General features: G+C 59.4%; 15 protein-coding genes. 8 read left to right on the forward strand and 7 right to left on the reverse strand.

Annotation, left to right across the window (positions count from 1 at the left end):
• Positions 1-84 precede the first annotated feature (84 nt).
• Positions 85-2817 (reverse strand): RHS repeat domain-containing protein, encoded by a 2733-nt coding sequence (locus tag JFU47_RS12615; protein ID WP_242485118.1) that lies wholly within the window; start codon positions 2815-2817, stop codon positions 85-87.
• A gap of 167 nt (positions 2818-2984) precedes the next feature.
• Here JFU47_RS12615 and JFU47_RS12620 point away from each other — a divergent pair, with 167 nt between their 5' ends.
• From JFU47_RS12620 to JFU47_RS12630, 3 genes are all read left to right on the forward strand, one after another.
• Positions 2985-3449 (forward strand): multidrug transporter, encoded by a 465-nt coding sequence (locus JFU47_RS12620; protein WP_140684290.1) that lies wholly within the window; start codon positions 2985-2987, stop codon positions 3447-3449.
• 31 nt (positions 3450-3480) lie between these two features.
• Positions 3481-4305 (forward strand): SDR family oxidoreductase, encoded by an 825-nt coding sequence (locus tag JFU47_RS12625; RefSeq protein ID WP_123365346.1) that lies wholly within the window; start codon positions 3481-3483, stop codon positions 4303-4305.
• 147 nt (positions 4306-4452) lie between these two features.
• The gene (locus JFU47_RS12630) at positions 4453-4851 is read left to right on the forward strand and encodes a DUF4440 domain-containing protein (protein WP_201183320.1); all 399 of its coding nucleotides are present in this window, start codon (positions 4453-4455) and stop codon (positions 4849-4851) included.
• A 148-nt stretch (positions 4852-4999) separates the two neighbouring features.
• On the opposite strand, the gene JFU47_RS12635 is transcribed toward JFU47_RS12630, so the two are convergent.
• From JFU47_RS12635 to JFU47_RS12650, 4 genes are all read right to left on the reverse strand, one after another.
• The gene (locus JFU47_RS12635) at positions 5000-5848 is read right to left on the reverse strand and encodes an efflux RND transporter periplasmic adaptor subunit (RefSeq protein ID WP_140684284.1); all 849 of its coding nucleotides are present in this window, start codon (positions 5846-5848) and stop codon (positions 5000-5002) included.
• A gap of 10 nt (positions 5849-5858) precedes the next feature.
• On the reverse strand, positions 5859-6059 hold the full coding sequence (locus JFU47_RS12640; RefSeq protein ID WP_008153498.1) for a DUF1656 domain-containing protein: 201 nt from the start codon (positions 6057-6059) through the stop codon (positions 5859-5861).
• Positions 6049-8253 (reverse strand): FUSC family protein, encoded by a 2205-nt coding sequence (locus JFU47_RS12645; RefSeq protein ID WP_201183322.1) that lies wholly within the window; start codon positions 8251-8253, stop codon positions 6049-6051. Before JFU47_RS12645 ends, JFU47_RS12640 begins: the two co-directional genes overlap by 11 nt.
• A 138-nt stretch (positions 8254-8391) precedes the next feature.
• A complete protein-coding gene (locus JFU47_RS12650) occupies positions 8392-9891 on the reverse strand; it encodes an efflux transporter outer membrane subunit (protein WP_201183325.1) in 1500 nt (499 codons plus the stop codon).
• Positions 9892-10072: 181 nt separating this feature from the next.
• On the opposite strand from JFU47_RS12650, the gene JFU47_RS12655 reads away from it, so the two are divergent.
• From JFU47_RS12655 to JFU47_RS12670, 4 genes are all read left to right on the forward strand, one after another.
• A complete protein-coding gene (locus tag JFU47_RS12655) occupies positions 10073-11041 on the forward strand; it encodes a LysR family transcriptional regulator (protein WP_008150590.1) in 969 nt (322 codons plus the stop codon).
• Positions 11042-11377: 336 nt separating this feature from the next.
• Positions 11378-11755 (forward strand): DUF6124 family protein, encoded by a 378-nt coding sequence (locus JFU47_RS12660; RefSeq protein WP_140684292.1) that lies wholly within the window; start codon positions 11378-11380, stop codon positions 11753-11755.
• A gap of 665 nt (positions 11756-12420) precedes the next feature.
• Entirely contained in the window at positions 12421-13395 is a 975-nt protein-coding gene (locus JFU47_RS12665) for a 2-hydroxyacid dehydrogenase (RefSeq protein WP_201183327.1), read from the forward strand.
• A gap of 141 nt (positions 13396-13536) precedes the next feature.
• Positions 13537-14046 carry a DUF2165 family protein gene (locus JFU47_RS12670; protein ID WP_201183329.1) on the forward strand — a complete coding sequence of 170 codons (510 nt, stop codon included), beginning with the start codon at positions 13537-13539 and terminating at the stop codon, positions 14044-14046.
• A gap of 27 nt (positions 14047-14073) precedes the next feature.
• Here JFU47_RS12670 and JFU47_RS12675 read toward each other — a convergent pair whose 3' ends face one another.
• Positions 14074-14976, reverse strand: a complete 903-nt coding sequence (locus JFU47_RS12675) for a DMT family transporter (RefSeq protein WP_201183331.1) — start codon at positions 14974-14976, stop codon at positions 14074-14076.
• A gap of 138 nt (positions 14977-15114) precedes the next feature.
• Between JFU47_RS12675 and JFU47_RS12680 the strand changes: the two genes are divergently transcribed.
• Complete coding sequence (locus tag JFU47_RS12680) at positions 15115-15990, forward strand: AraC family transcriptional regulator (RefSeq protein ID WP_201183333.1); 876 nt, start codon at positions 15115-15117, stop codon at positions 15988-15990.
• A gap of 118 nt (positions 15991-16108) precedes the next feature.
• Here JFU47_RS12680 and JFU47_RS12685 read toward each other — a convergent pair whose 3' ends face one another.
• Positions 16109-18538 carry a TonB-dependent siderophore receptor gene (locus tag JFU47_RS12685; RefSeq protein WP_201183335.1) on the reverse strand — a complete coding sequence of 810 codons (2430 nt, stop codon included), beginning with the start codon at positions 18536-18538 and terminating at the stop codon, positions 16109-16111.
• Between the last annotated feature and the right edge of the window lie 122 nt (positions 18539-18660).

An 18660-nucleotide genomic window follows, 5' to 3' on the forward strand; every position in this document is an offset into this window, starting at 1 on the left:
CATCGCAGTGATTGATCTGTAACACAAGAAGCCCCCGTCCGACCCGCTGCGCTTCCCTTTTCGCAGCGGGTGGGGTGGGGGGTTTTAGCTTTTTTTGACCCATTTGGCTCCGAACTTGCTGGCGATCTTGGCGGAGCGTGGATTTATCGCCTCGGTTATAACTTTTGTAACATTCATACTCTTCGACACGGACGCTAATGACTGCACCGTCAAGTAAGTTCCTACTCCTCGCATGTGGGGTAGTCCTCCCATCGAAGCATCGTTGCTCACTTTCTCCCCCGGTCGCTCCTCGGCACCCTGGGTGTCAGGGTGGACGATGGTTTGAACAACAGTTACTTCTGTCCTACCCTTTTCTGTAAAAGTGCTCAACTCGGTTAACCCGTAAATTTTTCGCTGTTCAGGTAGCTTGCTCTTATCCGCCCTTTTCAGAACAGCAAAGAATCGTCGTTCAACGACAGTATCAGGATGCATATTCGGGGCATCCAGAGTGCTCGACGCCGCCACAAACGTGTCATTGGCGCTTCGCAACATGTAACCCGAAACACTTTCCCCGAGACTATCATTAGACTCTTCCCCTCCCACCTTTCTTTGCGGCGAAGCTTTCAAGCGGCGACTATAAACATTCTTATAGTCCCTCAAATTTTTCTTTACCTCATCGCCACTCACCAGATACTTGCTCTCCATTTCAACCTCTACAACTTTAAAGTCATTTGACTCTTTGTACTTGCCCGATGACTTATCAAAAACGCTGATTTTGCTCTTCAATTTCGCCGCTTTCAGCAACAACTTCTGTTTTAACCCAACTTCCACCTCATAGTTTCCAGTCTTCGCTAACCCATTTGCATCCCAAAGAGTCATCGGATTATTAATGACCATCGCATAAAAATTCAGACCATCCACATCCCCGGCAGGATCGGGATTCAACCAACGCTGCAACCACGGTATGTAATACCGAAACCCATAGTAATAAAGGCCCGTCGCATCCCGCTCCTTACCCGAATACCGAACGGTTTTGTAATCTCCATTGGTGTCGTTCGGGCCGGCAGACCAGGCGGTTGTACCAAACGGATGATAGGTTTCCCGGCTGATGAATCGCGCATCATCGGCGAGTTCCAGCGTGCAGGAGTTCAGATGATCAACCAGGTTGTAACGGTACTGATCGTTGCTCACGCCGGACGGCGGATCGGTTTCCCAATGCAGCACCCGTACGCTGTTGAGTCCGGCCTGAGCGGTGATGACCTCTAGCACCTTTGCGGTGCCGCTGTCGGTGCGAATTTCCACCCCCGGTAAATAACGTACTTCGGCCACCACGGTTCGGGCATTGGTGTTCAGTGAGCGGATTTTGCGCACGCGCTGGCCACTGCCATCGTAGACATAGGCCTCCCGGTCATTGAGCCCGGAGGCGCGCTCTACCGGACTGACTGACTGCAACTGGTTACGCAGGTCCCACCTCATAAGCCGTCCTTGATCCAGCTCCAGACAATTGCCTCTTTTGTCGAACGCGAGGGCGATTGCTTCCTCGGTGGGCGGCATGCCGTTGCGCCAGGGTAGACAGCGATTGCTGTCACGCGCGGCCTTCAAATCACGTCCCGGCCCCTGCGCGCCGACGTGCGTTAGCTTCAACAGGTTGCCGCTTTCGTCGTAACTGTAGGTCTGGTGATAGTTGCTGACCGCCGCCGGATCGGCCCGCCCCACCGATGCCGGTCCCTGATTGGCGCTGCCCGCTTCCCAGCCAAAGGCCTCAATCAACTGGTAAAGGCTGTCGTAGATAAAGCGGCTGACCGGATCGATACGCTGGTTGGCGAAATAACGCACCGGCAGTACCTTGTCCTCGACGCGCAGGACGGTGCCCATTCGGTCATAGTCATAGATCAAATGCTGCAACCACCGGGCACTCCCATCCTGTGCCCGGCGCTCCCTCAACAAGCCATCTTCTGCGCGGTAAAGGAGGGTGGTTTCTACACCGTTACCGGCGGTTTCGTGCGTCACTTGCCCCTCGGCGTTGTACTGGATATCGCTGACCAGCGTTTGCCAGGTGCTCAGCCCCTGAAGCTGCAGGCGCGTCTCACGCAAGCGACCGTCAAGGGTCAGGCTGAAGGCCTGGCGGTTGCCCTTGGCATCGACCTGTTCCAGCACATCATTCAGCGGACCGAAATTCCACGTCGAAGCGGCGCCCTCCCCTGGCTCAAGCAGCCGCTGGCGATCGACTTCCAACTGTGGCCAGTCAGGTGCAACAGGGTCCAGGGTGAAGTGACGGACTTGCTTCACGCACTGGCCGGTGATTGAAAACGCCTCGAACAGCACCGTCCCGGCAGGGTCGTCATGACGGATCAACTGCCCGCATTGATTCCGGACGCCATGATCGGGACCGCCATAGGCCATGCGTTCAACCGCCCTTCGCGGTTCAGCCACGCCCTGTTCGAACACCACCACGGGACGAAGCAAATCGTCGTACTCGACCTTGCGTCCGGTGCCTCGACTGTCCCACCCCAGCAAAACCTCATTGCCCAGACCTGGCAGGGTGAGCTGCCAACCGGCATCGACGCTGTCAGTGAACAGCGCGTTACCCGACAGCGAAAACACCGTGGTGAGGTTGGCGGGCGTCAGCGGCTCTTCTTGTTTCAGCGCCCAAAGCCGTGGATCCCACTGTTCAACCGCACGTCCTGCGGCATCGTGAAAGGTGCGATTGATGCGTGCCTGAGTGGGGTCACCTTCGACCTCGCGCCAGTAATCAACCGAACGGATCGGCAGACCACGCGGGTCGACAACGGACAAGCCGGGTGTTTTGTGGTGCATTCCCATCGTCAAGGCCTGCATGTCGGTGGCGTCCCTGTTTACCAGCAGTCATCTAACCGTTCGTGGACAGGCCAGGCTACTGTCAGAAATTACAGTGCCGACCAACGGCAACATCCCTTGATCGACGAATGTCCATTCCTTCAGCCCTTCGGTAGGATGGTGGTCACGAGTTCAAGGAGCGTTCAAACATGTTCATCGGCGTCCTGCTGGTCATTACCTGGCTGATTTTGTTGCTGCGCTACCCGGCCAAGGCATTACCGGTCTCCGTGGCGGCGGCCATTGGATTGGGTGTGGTGGCAACGTGGGTGATCTGGATGGACAACCGCGAGGTCAAGCAACTGGCGCGCCTGGAGTTGCGCATCACTTATGCGCCCGAACAATGCCCGGCAGACCGCCCCCTGCAACTGAAAATGAACAACGGCAACGACGTGCCGCTGACCGAACTGCGCTGGCGCATCGCCGCCTATGCCCCGGGCGATACGGTTAATCTGGCCGACAATCAATATGCCGCCCCGCGCTATCGCGGCCCCGGTGAACTACAGGCCGGCGCGAACTGGGAAGACTGTTTGCCGCTGCCGCCGCTGCGCCCTGGTTATCGCCCGCAAACACTGGAGTTTCGCGCCGAGCATTTGCAAGGTAGTTTCTCCGACTAATTCCCTTCTTCTTTTGCACAAGGACCGCGCCATGCCCGTTGCGTTGATTACCGGTTGTTCCAGCGGCATTGGCCGCGCCCTCGCTGATGTTTTCAAAAATGCCGGATACGACGTCTGGGCCAGCGCTCGCAAGGCTGAAGACGTGACGGCCCTGGCCGCTGCCGGTTTCACTGCCGTGCAACTGGACGTCAACGACGGTGCAGCACTCGAACACTTGAGCGAGCGCATCAACCAGCAACATGGCGGCCTCGACGTGCTGATCAACAATGCCGGTTATGGCGCCATGGGGCCGTTGCTCGACGGCGGTGTGCCGGCCATGCAGCGGCAATTCGAAACCAATGTGTTCGCCATCGTCGGCGTCACCCGCGCCCTGTTCCCGGTGCTGCGTCGCGCCAAGGGTCTGGTGGTGAACATCGGCAGCGTGTCCGGGGTTTTGGTCACGCCATTCGCCGGCGCCTACTGCGCCTCGAAAGCCGCGGTGCATGCCTTGACCGATGCGTTGCGCATGGAACTGGCGCCGTTTGGCGTGCGGGTCATGGAAGTCCAGCCGGGCGCAATCGCCTCGAGTTTTGCCAAGAATGCCGGCCATGAGGCGGAGCAGCTGATTACCGAACAATCGCCATGGTTTCCGCTGCGTGAAGGCATTCGCGCACGGGCCAAGGCCTCCCAGGACAACCCGACCCCGGCCAGTGAATTTGCCGTCGGTTTGCTCAAGGCCGTGCAGCAGAGCAAACCACCGCGCCTGATTCGTCTGGGCAATGGCAGTCGGGCGTTACCGTTACTGGCGGGGTTGTTGCCTAAAGGGCTGCTGGAGGCGGGGCTGATGAAGCGGTTTGGGTTGCGCGGGCAACTCTGAGACCGAGTCGACGCCATCGCGAGCAGGCTCGCTCCCACAGGGTTCTGCTGCGTAGCATAAATTGCATTCACACCAAAGATCCCTGTGGGAGCGAGCCTGCTCGCGATGGCGTCAGAACTAACGCAGAAAATTTCAGGAAACACTTCCATGACCGACTACACCGAATACTTTGACGAAGTGATCCAGGCCCACGTCGCCATCGAGCAATGGTTGGCCGAGGAACAAGACGAGCCGGCGCTAGAACAATTACTGATGCGTTTTTCGCCGCAGTTTTCCATGGTCTCGCCGTTGGGCCGGGTGCTGGATTTCGATGCGTTGAGTGAGTTGTTTTTGATGGCGGGCGGGAAGAAGCTCGGGTTCAGAATTGAGCTCGGCGAGTTGCGTGGCATTGCTTTGTACGACGGTGGAGCGACGGTGAGTTATCGCGAGCAACAGACGGATGCAACCGGTCTGCACTCTGACCGGCGTTCGACTGTGGTGTTTGAGAAGCGGGCCGATGGCCAGCTCATTTGGCGGCATTTGCATGAGACGTTTTGCAAGGGCTGAGTTGTCGCCTTTTAGCTGCGGGACCGAGTTGCCCCCTTCGCGAGCAGGCTCGCTCCCACATTGGCCGAGCTCGAATGCAGATTTTGTGAACGACGCCAACCCCTGTGGGAGCGAGCCTGCTCGCGAAGGCCGCGACTCGGTCTAATGACTAGTTCACCACAACGGTGCACGTAATCCCCGCCGCCAACAGCACACCCTCCGGCACTTCATCAATGTGAATCCGCACCGGCACCCGCTGCGCCAGACGCACCCAGTTAAAGGTCGGGTTCACATCGGCAATCAGCTCGCGACTCTCCGGGTTATCACGGTCGTAGATGCCGCGAGAAATGCTTTCCACATGCCCCTTCAACACTTCCCCACTCATCAGCTGCATGTCGGCTTTATCGCCGATCCGCACGTGGGGCAGTTTGGTTTCTTCGAAGAAGCCGTAGACCCAGAACGAGTTCATGTCGACCACGGCCATTTTCGCTTCGCCGATGCGCGCGTAGTCGCCGCGATGCACATTGAGGTTGGTCACATAACCGTCCACCGCTGCGCGGACCTCGGTGCGTTTGAGGTTCAGTTCAGCGGCTTCGAGCTGTGCCTGAGCATGCTGGTAATCGGCCAGGGCCGAGTCGGCGATGTTGCTGGCGTCGTCGCGGTTTTCCCTGGAGATCACCAGGTTGTCCATGTCGGCGCGACGGTGAGCGTTGACCTTGCGCATTTCCCACGTCGACTTGCGCGAGGCCACCAGCGACTGTGCCTGTTTGACCGCAATGCGGTAGTGCTCGGGGTCGATCCGCATCAGCAAATCACCCTTCTTCACCTGTTGATTGTCGCGCACCGGCACGTCCACCACTTCCCCAGTGACATCGGCGGCGACGTTGATGATGTCGGCGCGCACACGGCCGTCGCGGGTCCATGGCGTGTCCATGTAATGCACCCACAGGGTCCGGCCGATCCACATTGCAAGGGCCAGCACCAATAGAGTGGCGAGCAGGCTGAAAAGCTTTTTCATCAGGGCATTCTCAGTGGTAAACAGTCAGCGCCAGGGCGCCGAACAGACAGGTAAACAGACTCAGGCGCAGCAGCGCCGGGTGCCAGAAGAAGCGGTACAGATCGAATCCGGACAGGAACCGGTCGAGTGCCCAGGCCAACGCCGCCGCGATGAAAAACATCAGGGTCATGGTCGGCATGTACACGCCGTGGAAGGCGATTTCACGAGGCATGTTCAAGTCCTTGGCGCTTGGCGGTGGCGTTGGCATTTATATAGCCGGCGAGCGGTGATTGCGGGTCCAGCAACGAAGTGCGGATGAAGTGCAAATAGCTTTTCACCCGACGCAGGGCCGAGGTGTCGAAGTGCGGCGCGAAAGGTTCGTCGGTGGCTTGTACGCGGCTGATCGCATGATCGACGGCGATCAATCCACGCTCCAGATTGCTCTGGCTCGGTTGCAGAAACAGCCGCACCAGTGAGCGCCCCATCACCCGGATCGCCTGACGCCACGGCTGGGATTCGGCATAGGCCGGATGCACCGGCAGGATCGCCTGTTCCTTGCGCAACTCGATGATCGCGTGGCCGACTTCCAGCACCACGAACATCCAGCGCAGCAAGTCCCGTTGCACCTGCGGCTGCCCTGCTGCAAGACCGTAGGCCTGATGCAGCAAGTCCCGCGTACTGCTTTCGAAACTCGACGCCAAACCCTTGAGTTTGCCGCTGATGGCGTACACCACTTGCCCGCGTAAATCCTGCTCCAGCCGACGCCACAACCAGCGGCTGTTGGGCGGCAGAATGATCGCCCCGGCCGCCGCGCACACCAGCATGCCGAGCACCATGGCGATGTAGTCGTTGATAAAGGCGTAAGGGTTGTAAACGGTGAGGTTGTCCGGCACCGAACCGGTGCTGAAGAAGATCAGCAAACCGAGACCGACACCGGCGTATTGCGGCCTTGAAGTGAGGAACGAACCGAGCACGATCACCGGTGCGAGCATCACGCAGAGCAACGCAAAGCCGTCGATCCACGGGAAGATGAAAAACATCTCGACGAAGCCGATCAGCGCCCCGAGGAGCGTCCCGCACGCCATCTGAAAGGCCATGCGTTTTGGATTCGGTGTCGCCGCTGAAAGGCCCACGGTCGCGGCGGCGATCAGGGTCATCGTCGCCCCGCTCGGCCACGCGGTGGCGACCCAATAGCTGCCCAGAACCACCAGAATGAACGCCGCGCGAATCCCCGAGGCGGCCGACGCCATCCAGTTGGTTTGCGGGGTGAACGGCTCATCCCATTGCTCGCGCGCATGGCTGTGATCGGCCAGCGACGCGTGGGTCTGTGCATAACCGTGCAAATCGTCGACGAAGCGATAGAGCAGTTCATACGCGGTATGAAAATCCAGTTGCTCGGCGTCGCTCGGGCCGCCCTCCTGAAAGATCGCCCGCAGGCTGCGAACGCGCGCCGGCAGGCCTTCTTTATAGGCGGTCAGCGCGATGACCAGACGCCCTGCATCAGCGTTGGTCAAGGCGCGGCCGCTGAAGCCGTCGAGCAGTTCGGCCAGGTCCTGCAAACCCGGTTTGATCGCCGCCACCACGTGATCGGTGCCGCTGCTGCGCAAGCGTTCGAGCAACTGGTGCAAGGCGTTGAAACGGGTGGTGATGCCCATGAATTCGCTGTTCAGTCGACTGAGCCGACCGTTGCGCCGACGCATGTGCGGGTCTTCGAAAACGGTGACGCTGCGCAACCCTTCCAGCCCCACGGCCTCAGCGATGAAGCGCACGTTGCTCGCCTCGAAAGCCTCCCGTTTACTGCGACCGCGCAAGCCATCGGTGACGAACAATGCGAACACGCCGAAGCGCTGATACAAGGCGTTGCGCATGGCGGCACTGGCGGATTGCGGCAGGATCGCGGCGCTGACCAGCGTGGAGCAAATAATCCCCAGGGAGATTTCCAGCACCCGCCACACGGCGGCCATGAACGCGCCGTCCGGGTGCGCCAGTGCGGGCAAACCAACCATCGCCGCGGTGTACCCGGCGAGCACGAAACCATAGGCGCGGAAGTTGCGATAGCGCGCCGCGCCCGCCGAGCAGATGCCTACCCAGATCGCCAGCGAACCGAGGAACAGCTCGGTGTTCTGCGCAAACAAGGCAATCAACGCGACCATCACCGCCGAGCCGGCCAATGTCCCAAGGAAGCGATAGAAACTCTTGGCCAGCACGTGGCCGCTTTGCGGTTGCATGACGATGAACACGGTGATCATCGCCGTGCGCGGCTGCGGCAACTCCAGGCGCATGGCCAGCCACAGCGTCAGAAACGCGGCGAACAGCACCTTGAAAATGTAGACCCAGGTCACGCCATCGCTGCGCGCCCAGTCAAAGAAACCCCGGCGCCATTCAAGGGAATACAGCCAGCGCAAAGGTGCGGGCAAGGGAGTCATGGAGTCCTGCTCATTGATATTCAGTCAGGCTGGGAACCTGTGGGAGCGAGCCTGCTCGCGAATGCGGAGTGTCAGGCAACATCATCATTGACTGACACGCCCTCTTCGCGAGCAGGCTCGCTCCCACAGGTTTTGTGTTCACTTAAGAAGGGCCGGGGTTTTCGGTACGGCGGTCTGGCTGTCTTTCGGCACATCGTTGCCCGCACCGAGTCCGCCGCCGAGCGCCGTCACCAGTTCAGCATGAGCACTCAGTCGCGCGGCCTGAACCTGCTGCTGCACCTGCTGCTGTTTGAACAACAAGGTCTGGGCGTTGAGCACGTTGAGGTAATCAGTGAGGCCGCGTTGGTAGGCGATCATCGCGATGTCGTAAGTCTTCTGCGCAGTGGCCACCGACTCGGCGGCGAAGGTTTGCTGCTTGTCCATGGATTCGCGGCGGATCAACTGGTCGGAGATGTTTTTCAGCGCGTTGACCAGCGTCTGGTTGTACTTGGCCACGGCGATGTCATACCCGGCCGAGGCTTCACCCAGCTCGGAGCGCAAGCGGCCGCCGTCGAAGATCGGCAACGAGATCGCCGGGCCGACGCTGTAGTTGAGCTTCTTGCCGGTCAAGAACTCCAACGCTCCACCGCCGGTGGCCATGTAGCCGAGGCTGCCGACCAGGTCGACGTTGGGGTAGAAACCAGCGTGAGCGACATCAATACCCCGTGCCTGGGCCGCCACTTGCCAACGACTGGCGACTACGTCCGGGCGTTGACCGAGCAACTGCGCGGGTAACGACGACGGCAGTTTCAGCGCTGCGCCTAACGACAACGTTGGCCGCTGCAACTGCGCGCCCTCCCCCGGACCAACACCCGCCAGGGCTGCGAGCTGATTGCGACTCAGGGCGATTTCTTCGTCCAGTGCATCGATCTGGCGGTGGGTTTCCGGCAGCGGCGTTTCAGCCTGACTGACTTCGAAATGGGTGCCGATGCCACCGTTCAGGCGCTTCTGCGCGAGGTCGAGAATTTGCTGCTGCTGTTTCAAGGTCGCCTCGACGATGTCCCGTTGCGCGTAATGCAACGACAGCTCGATGTAGGCGCGCACGATGTTGTTCTGCAATTCGAGCTGGGCCAGACGCGCTTCCGCAGCGCTCATGTGAGCCATGTCGACGGCGCGCTCGGTGGCGTTGCTTTCGCGGCCCCAAAGGTCGAGGGCATAGCTGAAGCCCAGCGCGGCGTTGTTGTCCCAGGTGGTGGTGTTGGCCAACTCACCCGGCCCGTAGAACTGATCGGTCGGCCAGTTGTGGCGTTTGAGGGTGGATTCGCCATCGATCTGCAGCGACTCGGCGGACTCGGCGATCCCGGCCATGGATTTGGCCTGACGCACTCGCGCCGCCGCCATGGCCATGGTCGGGCTGCCTTGCAGGGCGAGGTCGATCCAGCGGTTCAATTGCGGGTCGCCATAAGCCTGCCACCATTGCGCGGTAGGCCAGTGAGCGTCCTGTGCAGCGTTCTGGATGGCTTCGTCGGTGGCCAGTGAATCGGCCTCCAGTGCCTTGCCCTGCGGGGCAATACCTCCGGTACCGATGCAGCCGCTGATTGCCAGGGTTAAAGCCAAAACACTGAGCGTCTGAAGCGCTCTGTTGATGCGACGCGGCACTGCTGCGATTTCCTGAGGTGGGGAGTTGTTCCTGAGGTGCGCAATTCTAGGGGTCGGCTTTGTTGGCGATAAGCTGGGAATCCTGTGAATCTTTGTTACCGTTAACGCGATAATCCGTTAGTCGGGGTCTCAGACCCTGAAACTTCGTGTCACAATTTGCCATCGCCTCCGAGAGCACCCCATGGACACTTTGCAAAACATGCGCGCCTTCAGTTACGTGGCCGAGGCCGGCAGCTTCACTGCCGCCGCCGTGCAACTCGACACCACGACGGCCAACGTTTCGCGCGCGGTCTCCAACCTGGAAGCCCACCTGCAAACCCGCCTGCTCAACCGCACTACCCGCCGTATCGCCCTGACCGAAGCCGGCAAGCGCTATCTATTGCGCTGCGAACAGATCCTGGCCTACGTCGAAGAAGCCGAAGCCGAGGCCAGCGACGCCCACGCCCGCCCGGCCGGGCAGCTCAAGGTGCACACCATGACCGGCATCGGTCAGCACTTCGTGATCGACGCCATCGCCCGCTATCGCAAAACCCACCCCGACGTCACCTTCGACCTGACCATGGCCAACCGCGTGCCGGACTTGCTGGACGAAGGCTACGACGTGTCCATCGTGCTCGCCAGCGAGCTGCCGGACTCGGGCTTCGTCTCCCAGCGTTTGGGCATCACCTACAGCATCGTTTGCGCCTCGCCGGCCTACGTGAAAGCCAATGGCTGCGCGCAGAAGCCCAGCGATTTGCTGAACCACGCGTGCCTGCGTTTGGTAAGCCCGGTGATTCCGCTGGAGAAATGGACCTTCGACGGCCCGGAAGGCCAGGAAATGGTGACGATCAATAGCTCACCGTTTCTGGTGAACTCCGCCGATGCGATGAAGACTGCGATCACCAGCGGCATGGGGGTTGGGGTTTTGCCGGTGTATGCAGCGATTGAAGGGTTGCGCAACGGTACGCTGGTGCGGGTGATGCCGAACTACCGGTCGCAGGAATTGAATCTGTATGCGATCTACCCGTCGCGACAGTATCTGGATGCGAAGATTAAAACGTGGGTCGAGTATTTGCGCGGGTCCTTGCCGGAGATATTGGCGGCACATCAGGCGGAATTGGTGGCTTATGAATTGAGTGGGAGCATGGGTGGGGTTCGGGTGGCGAACTGATTTCACGGTCCTACAGACGGGGTGATTTTGGGGAACGTTTCCGACGGGTTCTGTCGGTTGTTGGGTCGGAAGGGAAATGGGTAGGCTTTGTGGGTCGCTGCAAAATCAGCGATCAGGTCTGGAAAACCTGGCAAACACTCACCACACCTCATGGCATACTGCGGCGCTTTTTTCTGCACGCAATTCCTTGTTATGGCGGCTGTGCGCGGGAGACCTTCGGGTCTGCCGGTATTTGGTGGGTGTTCCGGTTTTTCCAGTCCGCGCGCAGCTGCCACCCTTTCGTCTGGAAAACGGAAGATGGCAGTTCCTCTACATCTGCCAATGAGTAACTTCCGCATGATCAAAGAAACACCGAATCCCCCGGAAACCGACGACGTTTCCCCCTACGAATCCCTCGATTCCAAAAAACTCAACGACGCCGCCGAACGCGCCCTCGACTTCCACTTCCCCTCGATTGCCGACATCAAAGCCACCCCGCGCACGCCCAGCACCCTGTTTTCCGTGGACCCACAGGCGACTACCGAAACCTTGGTGGTTTTTTTGGTCGAGACCCTGGCCTCGGTCGATGTGATGGTCCATCAGTTGGTGGATCATCTAGAGGGTGGGTCGCGCTATGCCCTGCTGGGCATTTCAAACAGCATCATGGTGGCGGAGATCACCGCGAACCGGGTGCTGGATAACATCAACGTGCCAAAACCTGCGCCACACTGCTAACCCCTTGTGGGAGCGGCGGTGCGACGATTCGACTTGCTCGCGAAAGCGGTGCTTCAGTCGATATTCATGCTGAATGACACACCGCATTCGCGAGCAGGCTCGCTCCCACAATGAAACTGTGCATATCAGCGGAATCCTGGTCGGCTGTCAGGCCGCCATCGCGAGCAGGCTCGCTCCCACAGGGAATCGGCGCACGCCTTTCGCACCTCACCACTCAACAGGCCGAGCGTTAGCTCGCCTGCGGCTTTTGATCTTGATTCACCCGCCCCTTCGGGAGGCTGAGTGGAGGTGTTCATCTGGGGGGCAGGCGCGCAGCGCCGTTCGACGAAGTCGAACACATCGAGAGGAGGTTGAAGCGAAGCCAACCGGAGGCGATGCCCCCAGATGAATGCCGGAACGAAGGAACGCCGAGCCTAAGCGAGGGGCCGGACGCTTGGGGCGAGCCTTTTTTTGCTTACTTTTTTTAGGCGCTTGTAAAAAAAGTGAGTCGCCGTAAGGGCGAAACCCTAAGTGGCCGTTACCGCAGAAACGGATATGTACACCAACAACAGGAACATGGTCGGCCCAAAGGCCGCCAAGGACAAAAGAGCCCAACGGCCTCGCCCAAATCCAAAGAAGAATGTTAGCGTGCTTGGCATTCTCCAAGCCCGACGAGCCCTGACCCCATGAAAAAGACCGTCCTCGCCTTCAGCCGCATCACCCCCGAAATGATCGAACGCCTCAAGCAAGACTTCGACGTCATCGTGCCAAACCCGAAAAACGGCGACATCAACGCCCAATTCAACGAAGCCCTCCCCCACGCCCACGGCCTCATCGGCGTCGGTCGCAAACTCGGTCGCGCACAGCTGGAAAACGCCGCCAAACTGGAAGTCGTCTCCAGCGTCTCGGTCGGCTACGACAACTACGATGTCGCCTACTTCAACGAACGCGGGATCATGCTCACCAACACCCCCGACGTCCTCACCGAAAGCACCGCCGACCTGGCCTTCGCCCTGCTCATGAGCAGCGCGCGCCGCGTCGCCGAACTGGACGCCTGGACCAAGGCCGGCCAATGGCAAGCCACCGTCGGCGCACCCTTATTCGGCTGCGATGTACACGGCAAAACCCTGGGCATCGTCGGCATGGGCAACATCGGAGCGGCCATCGCCCGTCGCGGCCGGCTAGGCTTCAACATGCCGATTATCTACAGCGGCAACAGCCGCAAGACCGAACTGGAGCAAGAGCTCGGCGCCCAATTCCGCACACTGGATCAACTGCTGGCCGAAGCCGATTTCGTCTGCCTGGTCGTACCGCTCAGCGAGAAAACCAAACACTTGATCAGCCATCGTGAACTGGCACTGATGAAACCAAGCGCGATTCTGGTGAACATCGCCCGAGGCCCGGTGGTGGACGAACCCGCCTTGATCGAAGCCCTGCAAAACAACCGGATTCGCGGTGCCGGGCTGGACGTTTACGAGAAAGAACCGCTGGCCGAGTCACCCCTGTTCCAACTGAAAAACGCGGTGACATTGCCGCACATCGGCTCGGCGACTCATGAAACCCGCGAAGCCATGGCCAACCGTGCCTTGGCTAACTTGCGCAGCGCTTTACTCGGTGAGCGACCGCAAGATCTGGTGAACCCACAAGTCTGGAAGCACTAACTAAAACGGGCAGGCGTTTTAACCGCCTGCCCGTGATATACACACCTTGCAATTCAGTTAACGGCTAAAAAAAAGATACTCACTATAGACTCCCCATTACTGAGTCCAACTTACGGACCTTAGTTATGGAGGGCACCTACATTGAACCACCTTACAACCGACAAACTGATTAGATACAGCAAAGTAACGCTAATGGGATATATAAGCTTCTTTGGCTTGATGGTAATATTCAGCAACTTTACCGACTACCCGTCCAATTACGAATACGTCGGCCACATTCTCAGCATGGACACCACCCGAGAAAACCTGAACCTGAGTTACAGAGCAATCACTTCGCCGATGCTCCACCACCGCATTTATTGGTTCATCATCACTCTGGAAGTTGTTTACACGGCTTTTTGCTTGCTGGGCACTTACCATCTTTATCGAAACATCAATACACCTGCAGACGTTTTTCACGAGGCGAAGAAGTTTGCGATCGTCGGATTATTGATTGGCCTTTTTGTCTATTACATCTGCCTGCAAGTGATCGGCACCGAATGGTTCAACATGGATGAATCTGCAACCTGGAACGCCAAGGATTGGGCTCGACACATCGTGGACTTCATGTTTCCATTGCTGATTTACATCGCTCTCAAAATCGAACGCTGAAGTTTCAGCGCTCGATTAACCAAACCTTCACGCCAGTTTGCCGTTCCCTTGCACCATCGGCGCCCTGGGCTTACGAAACACCAGCACATTGCCCAGCATCACCAGTACCAAACCCACCAAGGCGGGCGCGGTCCATTGATAGCCTTCGGCAAACGCCGACACGTTCAGCGCCACGACGGGGAACAGTACGGTGCAATAGGCTGCGCGTTCCGGCCCCATCCGCCCGACCAACGTCAGGTAGGCCGTGAAACCGATCACCGACCCCGGAATCACCAGGTACAGCAGCGAGCCGATGTAGCGCGTGTTCCATTCCATGTCGAACGGAATGCCTTTGACCAGGCACCACACCGACAACATCGCCGCGCCATAAGCCATGCCCCAGGCGTTGGTGGTCAGCGGTTTGAGCCCGGCTTTCTGTTGCAGGCTCGACAGCATGTTACCGGCCGAGAAGCACAGGGTGCCGAGCAATGCCAGGCCCAACCCGAGCAAGGTTTGCGGGCTCGCGGTGTGGCCCGCCACCTCAGGCCAGAACAACAGGCCAAGCCCAAGCAGCCCCAGCGCACCGCCCATCAGCACATTGCGAGCGACTCTCTGGCCGAAGAACACGCGTGCATTGAGTGCGTTCCACAACGTGGCGGTAGAAAACACCACCGCGACCAGACCACTGGGTATCCACTGGCTGGCAGTCAGAAAACACATGAAATTGATGCAGAACAGGCACAACCCCTGCGCCAGACAGATCAGATGCCCGCGACGGTTCATCACTTGCAGGCGGCGACTCAGCAGCAGCATCACGAACAGCACCAACGCCGCGAGGCCGAAGCGATAGACGATCGACACCGGAATCGCCACCACGCCCAATTGCCATTTCAAGGCAATCCAGGTGGTGCCCCAGATCAGCACGGTCAGCAGATACAACGAAAGGTTCATGGCAAAGACTCCTGAATAGGCCTTCAGTGTCCTGCGCCAAGGCCTTTCGCACTTGCATAAACTTGCGCTTTTGTCGGGCCACAGGCTGGCAGCCGAACGGCTACGGAGTAGGATGCAAGGCGTCGGAGAGAAGCCATCATGCCTGCACTGGAAACCCTGCAAGTCTTTCAAGCCCTCAACCGCTCGCCCAATGCTCGCCTGGAGCACAGCGCCGAGCTCGGTGACGGCATGGCTGCAGCCTTGTGGAGCAACCATCACGACGCCCAGGATTACGAAGCGCCAAGTCATCACACCCTGTCCTGTTACATCGCCGGCGGCACCGGGACCTTTCGCCGCGACCAGCCCGGCACCAAGGGCGGCCCCGACAAGCTGTGCATCCTGCCGGCCGAACATCAATCGGGTTGGGTGATCAACGGCGACATACGCCTGGCCCACGTGTATTTCAGCCCCGAACAATTTGCCCTCGGCTGCGTCACGTTGCTGGACCGCGAACCTCGCGAGCTGCAGTTGCGCGAAGCCACCTTTCTGGACGACCCGGCGCAAGCCCGGCGCTTTCGGCAAATGCTCACACTCAACTGGGACGAGCCCGGCGAACGCGTGCTCACCAGCAGCCTGGCTCATGAAATGCTCAGCCACGTACTGCTCGGCCAGGTTGGAATGCGTGAGGGCTTGCGGCTGAAAGGCGGATTGGCAGCGCATCAGCGGCGGCAGCTGGTGGAGTTCATCGACAACCAATTGGCCGAGGCCATCAGCCTGGGGCAGTTGGCTGCGTTGTGTGCGCTATCCGAATACCACTTTGCACGGATGTTTCGCGAGAGTTTTGGCTTGCCGCCGCATCAGTATGTGTTGTCGCGGCGACTGAGCCGGGCGCGGGAGTTGTTGCGTTCGACGTCGCAGCCGTTGGGGGAAATTGCATTGGCGTGTGGGTTTGCCAGTGCGAGTCACTTCACCCATCGGTTTCGTCAGGCATTGGGTGGAACGCCTGGGGAGTATCGCCAGGCGTTTTTGCGGTAATCCTGAAGTCTTCAGTGTCTGGCAAGACGCCATCGCGAGCAGGCTCACTCCCACATTTGGAACGCGTTCCCCCTGTGGGAGCGAGCCTGCTCGCGATGAACGATGACGCGGTTTGCGATCAGAACTCCAGCGTGCTTGAGAGCGACACCTGCCGCGAATCCCCCATCGACACAAAGAACCGACTCGCCGCCGAGGTGTAGTAGGTGCGGTCAAACAGGTTCTTCACGTTGAGCTGGAACTTGACCTTCTGCCCTTCGACTTTGGTGTCGTAAGTGGCGAATGCATCAGCCACGGTGTAGCTCGGCAGGTCGAAATCGTTCACGGCGTTACCCGCTCGCTCACCGACATACCGCGCACCCGCGCCAACCCGCAGCTGATCGCCGCCAACGATGGTGCCAAAGTCATAAACCGCCGACAGCGAACCACTATTCTTCGCTACGTTTTGCAGTTTCTTGCCTTTGTAGATCGGGTCTTCCGTGACTTCGGCATCGGTGTAGGCATAGCTGCCGATCATGCTCCAGCGATCAGTCAGCTGCCCGCTCAGGTCCACTTCCAGACCACGGGAACGCACTTCACCGGCGGCGCTGTAGATCGTCACCGGACCTTCGGAATTGGCCACCAGCACGTTGCGTTTCTTGATGTCGAACAGCGCGACGTTACCGGTGACGCGGCCCGGCATGTCGAGCTTGGCGCCGATTTCCCAGGACTTGGCTTCTTCCGGCGCGATGCTGCCGTCCAGCACGGTGCTACTGCCGCTCAACGGTGCGATGGTCGAGTTGGGTTTGAACGACTCGGTGTAGCTGCCGTAGAACGACAGTTCATCGGTGTAGCGATACACCAGACCGGCGCGAGGCACCCATTTCTGGCCGTTGCTGTCGGTGTTGGCCTGGAACGGTACACCTTTGCCAGCGTACTGGTCGTATTCCTGGAAGCGCGCGCCAGCGACGAAAATCCATTGATCGGTCAGGTGAATCGAGTCCTGCAAAAACAACGAATCGCTGCGCAGTTCATCGGTCTGCGCGCTGTCGGCCGGGCTGACCGTGGTGCCGGCGACTTCGCGGCCGTAGACCGGGTTGACGTAGCTGAAGGTGCTCAGGCTTTTCTGACGGATCAGGTCTTCGCGGTAGATCTTGCGGTACTCGTCATCGACGCCGAACACCAGGTCATGTTTCATCCCCGCGAGCTGGACATTGCCTTCGAGGCTGGCGGTGGTGAAACGGTCAGTGCTGATGGCGTTCTGAGTGCCGTCCATGCTGCGGGTCAGGGTGCCTTTCTGGGTGTCGATGGCGGTGATGCGCACCTGGCTGGCGTCGTAGGTTTCGCGATTCCAGCTGTAGCCGAAGTGGGCTTTCCAGTTGTCGTTGAGCTCGTGATCGGCCTCGAAGTGATACAGGTCCGAGCGGCCTTCCATGTTGTTGAAGGGCTCGTCGAGGCGACGCTCGCGGGAGATGTCCAGCGGATGGTTGTCACGCGGGTCGATGATCGTGCCGCGGTCGAACGGGGTCAGGAACTCGCGGTGTTCGTAGGAGAACAGCAGCTGGGTGCTGTCGCCGAACCAGGCCAGTGACGGTGCGATCAGTGTCTCGCGGTGAGTGCCGAAGTTGCGCCAGTAATCTTCGTCTTCGTGGTCCAGGACCATGCGATAGGCCAACCCGGAATCACCCAACGCGCCGGTGCTGTCGAGGCCGCCACCGCTGCCGTTTTTACCGTCGCCATAGGTCGAGCCACGCAGGGTCAACGCGTTGTACTGCTCAAGCTCGGGTTTCTTGCTGACCATGTTGACCACGCCGCCCGGGTCTTGAATGCCATAAAGAAGCGAGGCCGGGCCCTTGAGCACTTCGACCCGGTCCACGGTCGCATTCATGCCACGGCCCTGCACGATCGGCATGCCGTCGCGCATGATCGAGCCGTTGCGGTTGTCGCCGAAGCCGCGAGTCATCACCGAGTCCTGAGTGCTCGCCAGTGTGTTGCCTTGAGTAATGCCGCTGACGTTGGCCAGCGCGTCATCCAGATTGCGCGGCGCCTGATCGCGAATAACCTGCGCCGGGATCACGTTGACGGTCTGGGGGATTTCCTGAAGCAAGGCCGATGAGCGCATCACCGAACTGGTGGGCGGTGGCTGATAGCTCATGGATTGATCGGCCACCGAGGTGATGGTGGTCGCGCCCAGGTTCAAGGCACCCTCGGTAGGCAACGGCTCCAGCACCCATGTGTGGCCATCGGTTCGACGGAAGGTGAACCCCGAACCGCTGAGCAAACGCTGCATCGCCTGCTCGGCACTCATCTGCCCGCTGAGCGCTGGAGCATTGAGGCCGTACGGCGCCTCATCGGTGTAGACCACGCTGATGCCGGTAATCCGGCTGAAGTCGCTCAAGGCCTGGGGCAGCGGTTTGGCGGCCATTGCGAAGCTGAACGGCGCATTCTGTCGGGCACTGCCGGCCTCAGCCGCCACCGCCATACTCAACGGCAGCAATGCCAATGCCGAAAAGCTCAAGGCACACGTACCCAACCATTGTTTGACCGAACCCGATTTTGCCCTGGACTTCATTGCTCATGACCTGTGTAGAACCTACGTAATGCGAATGACTCGCAGTTTCAGTCACTACACGAATGGCGTCGGGGTTTACCTCACCAGAAATTTGAAAATATTTTCATTCGGGCGATGCAGTG

It is taken from the genome of Pseudomonas sp. TH39(2020) (assembly GCF_016650715.1).
Classification (GTDB): domain Bacteria; phylum Pseudomonadota; class Gammaproteobacteria; order Pseudomonadales; family Pseudomonadaceae; genus Aquipseudomonas; species Aquipseudomonas mandelii_C.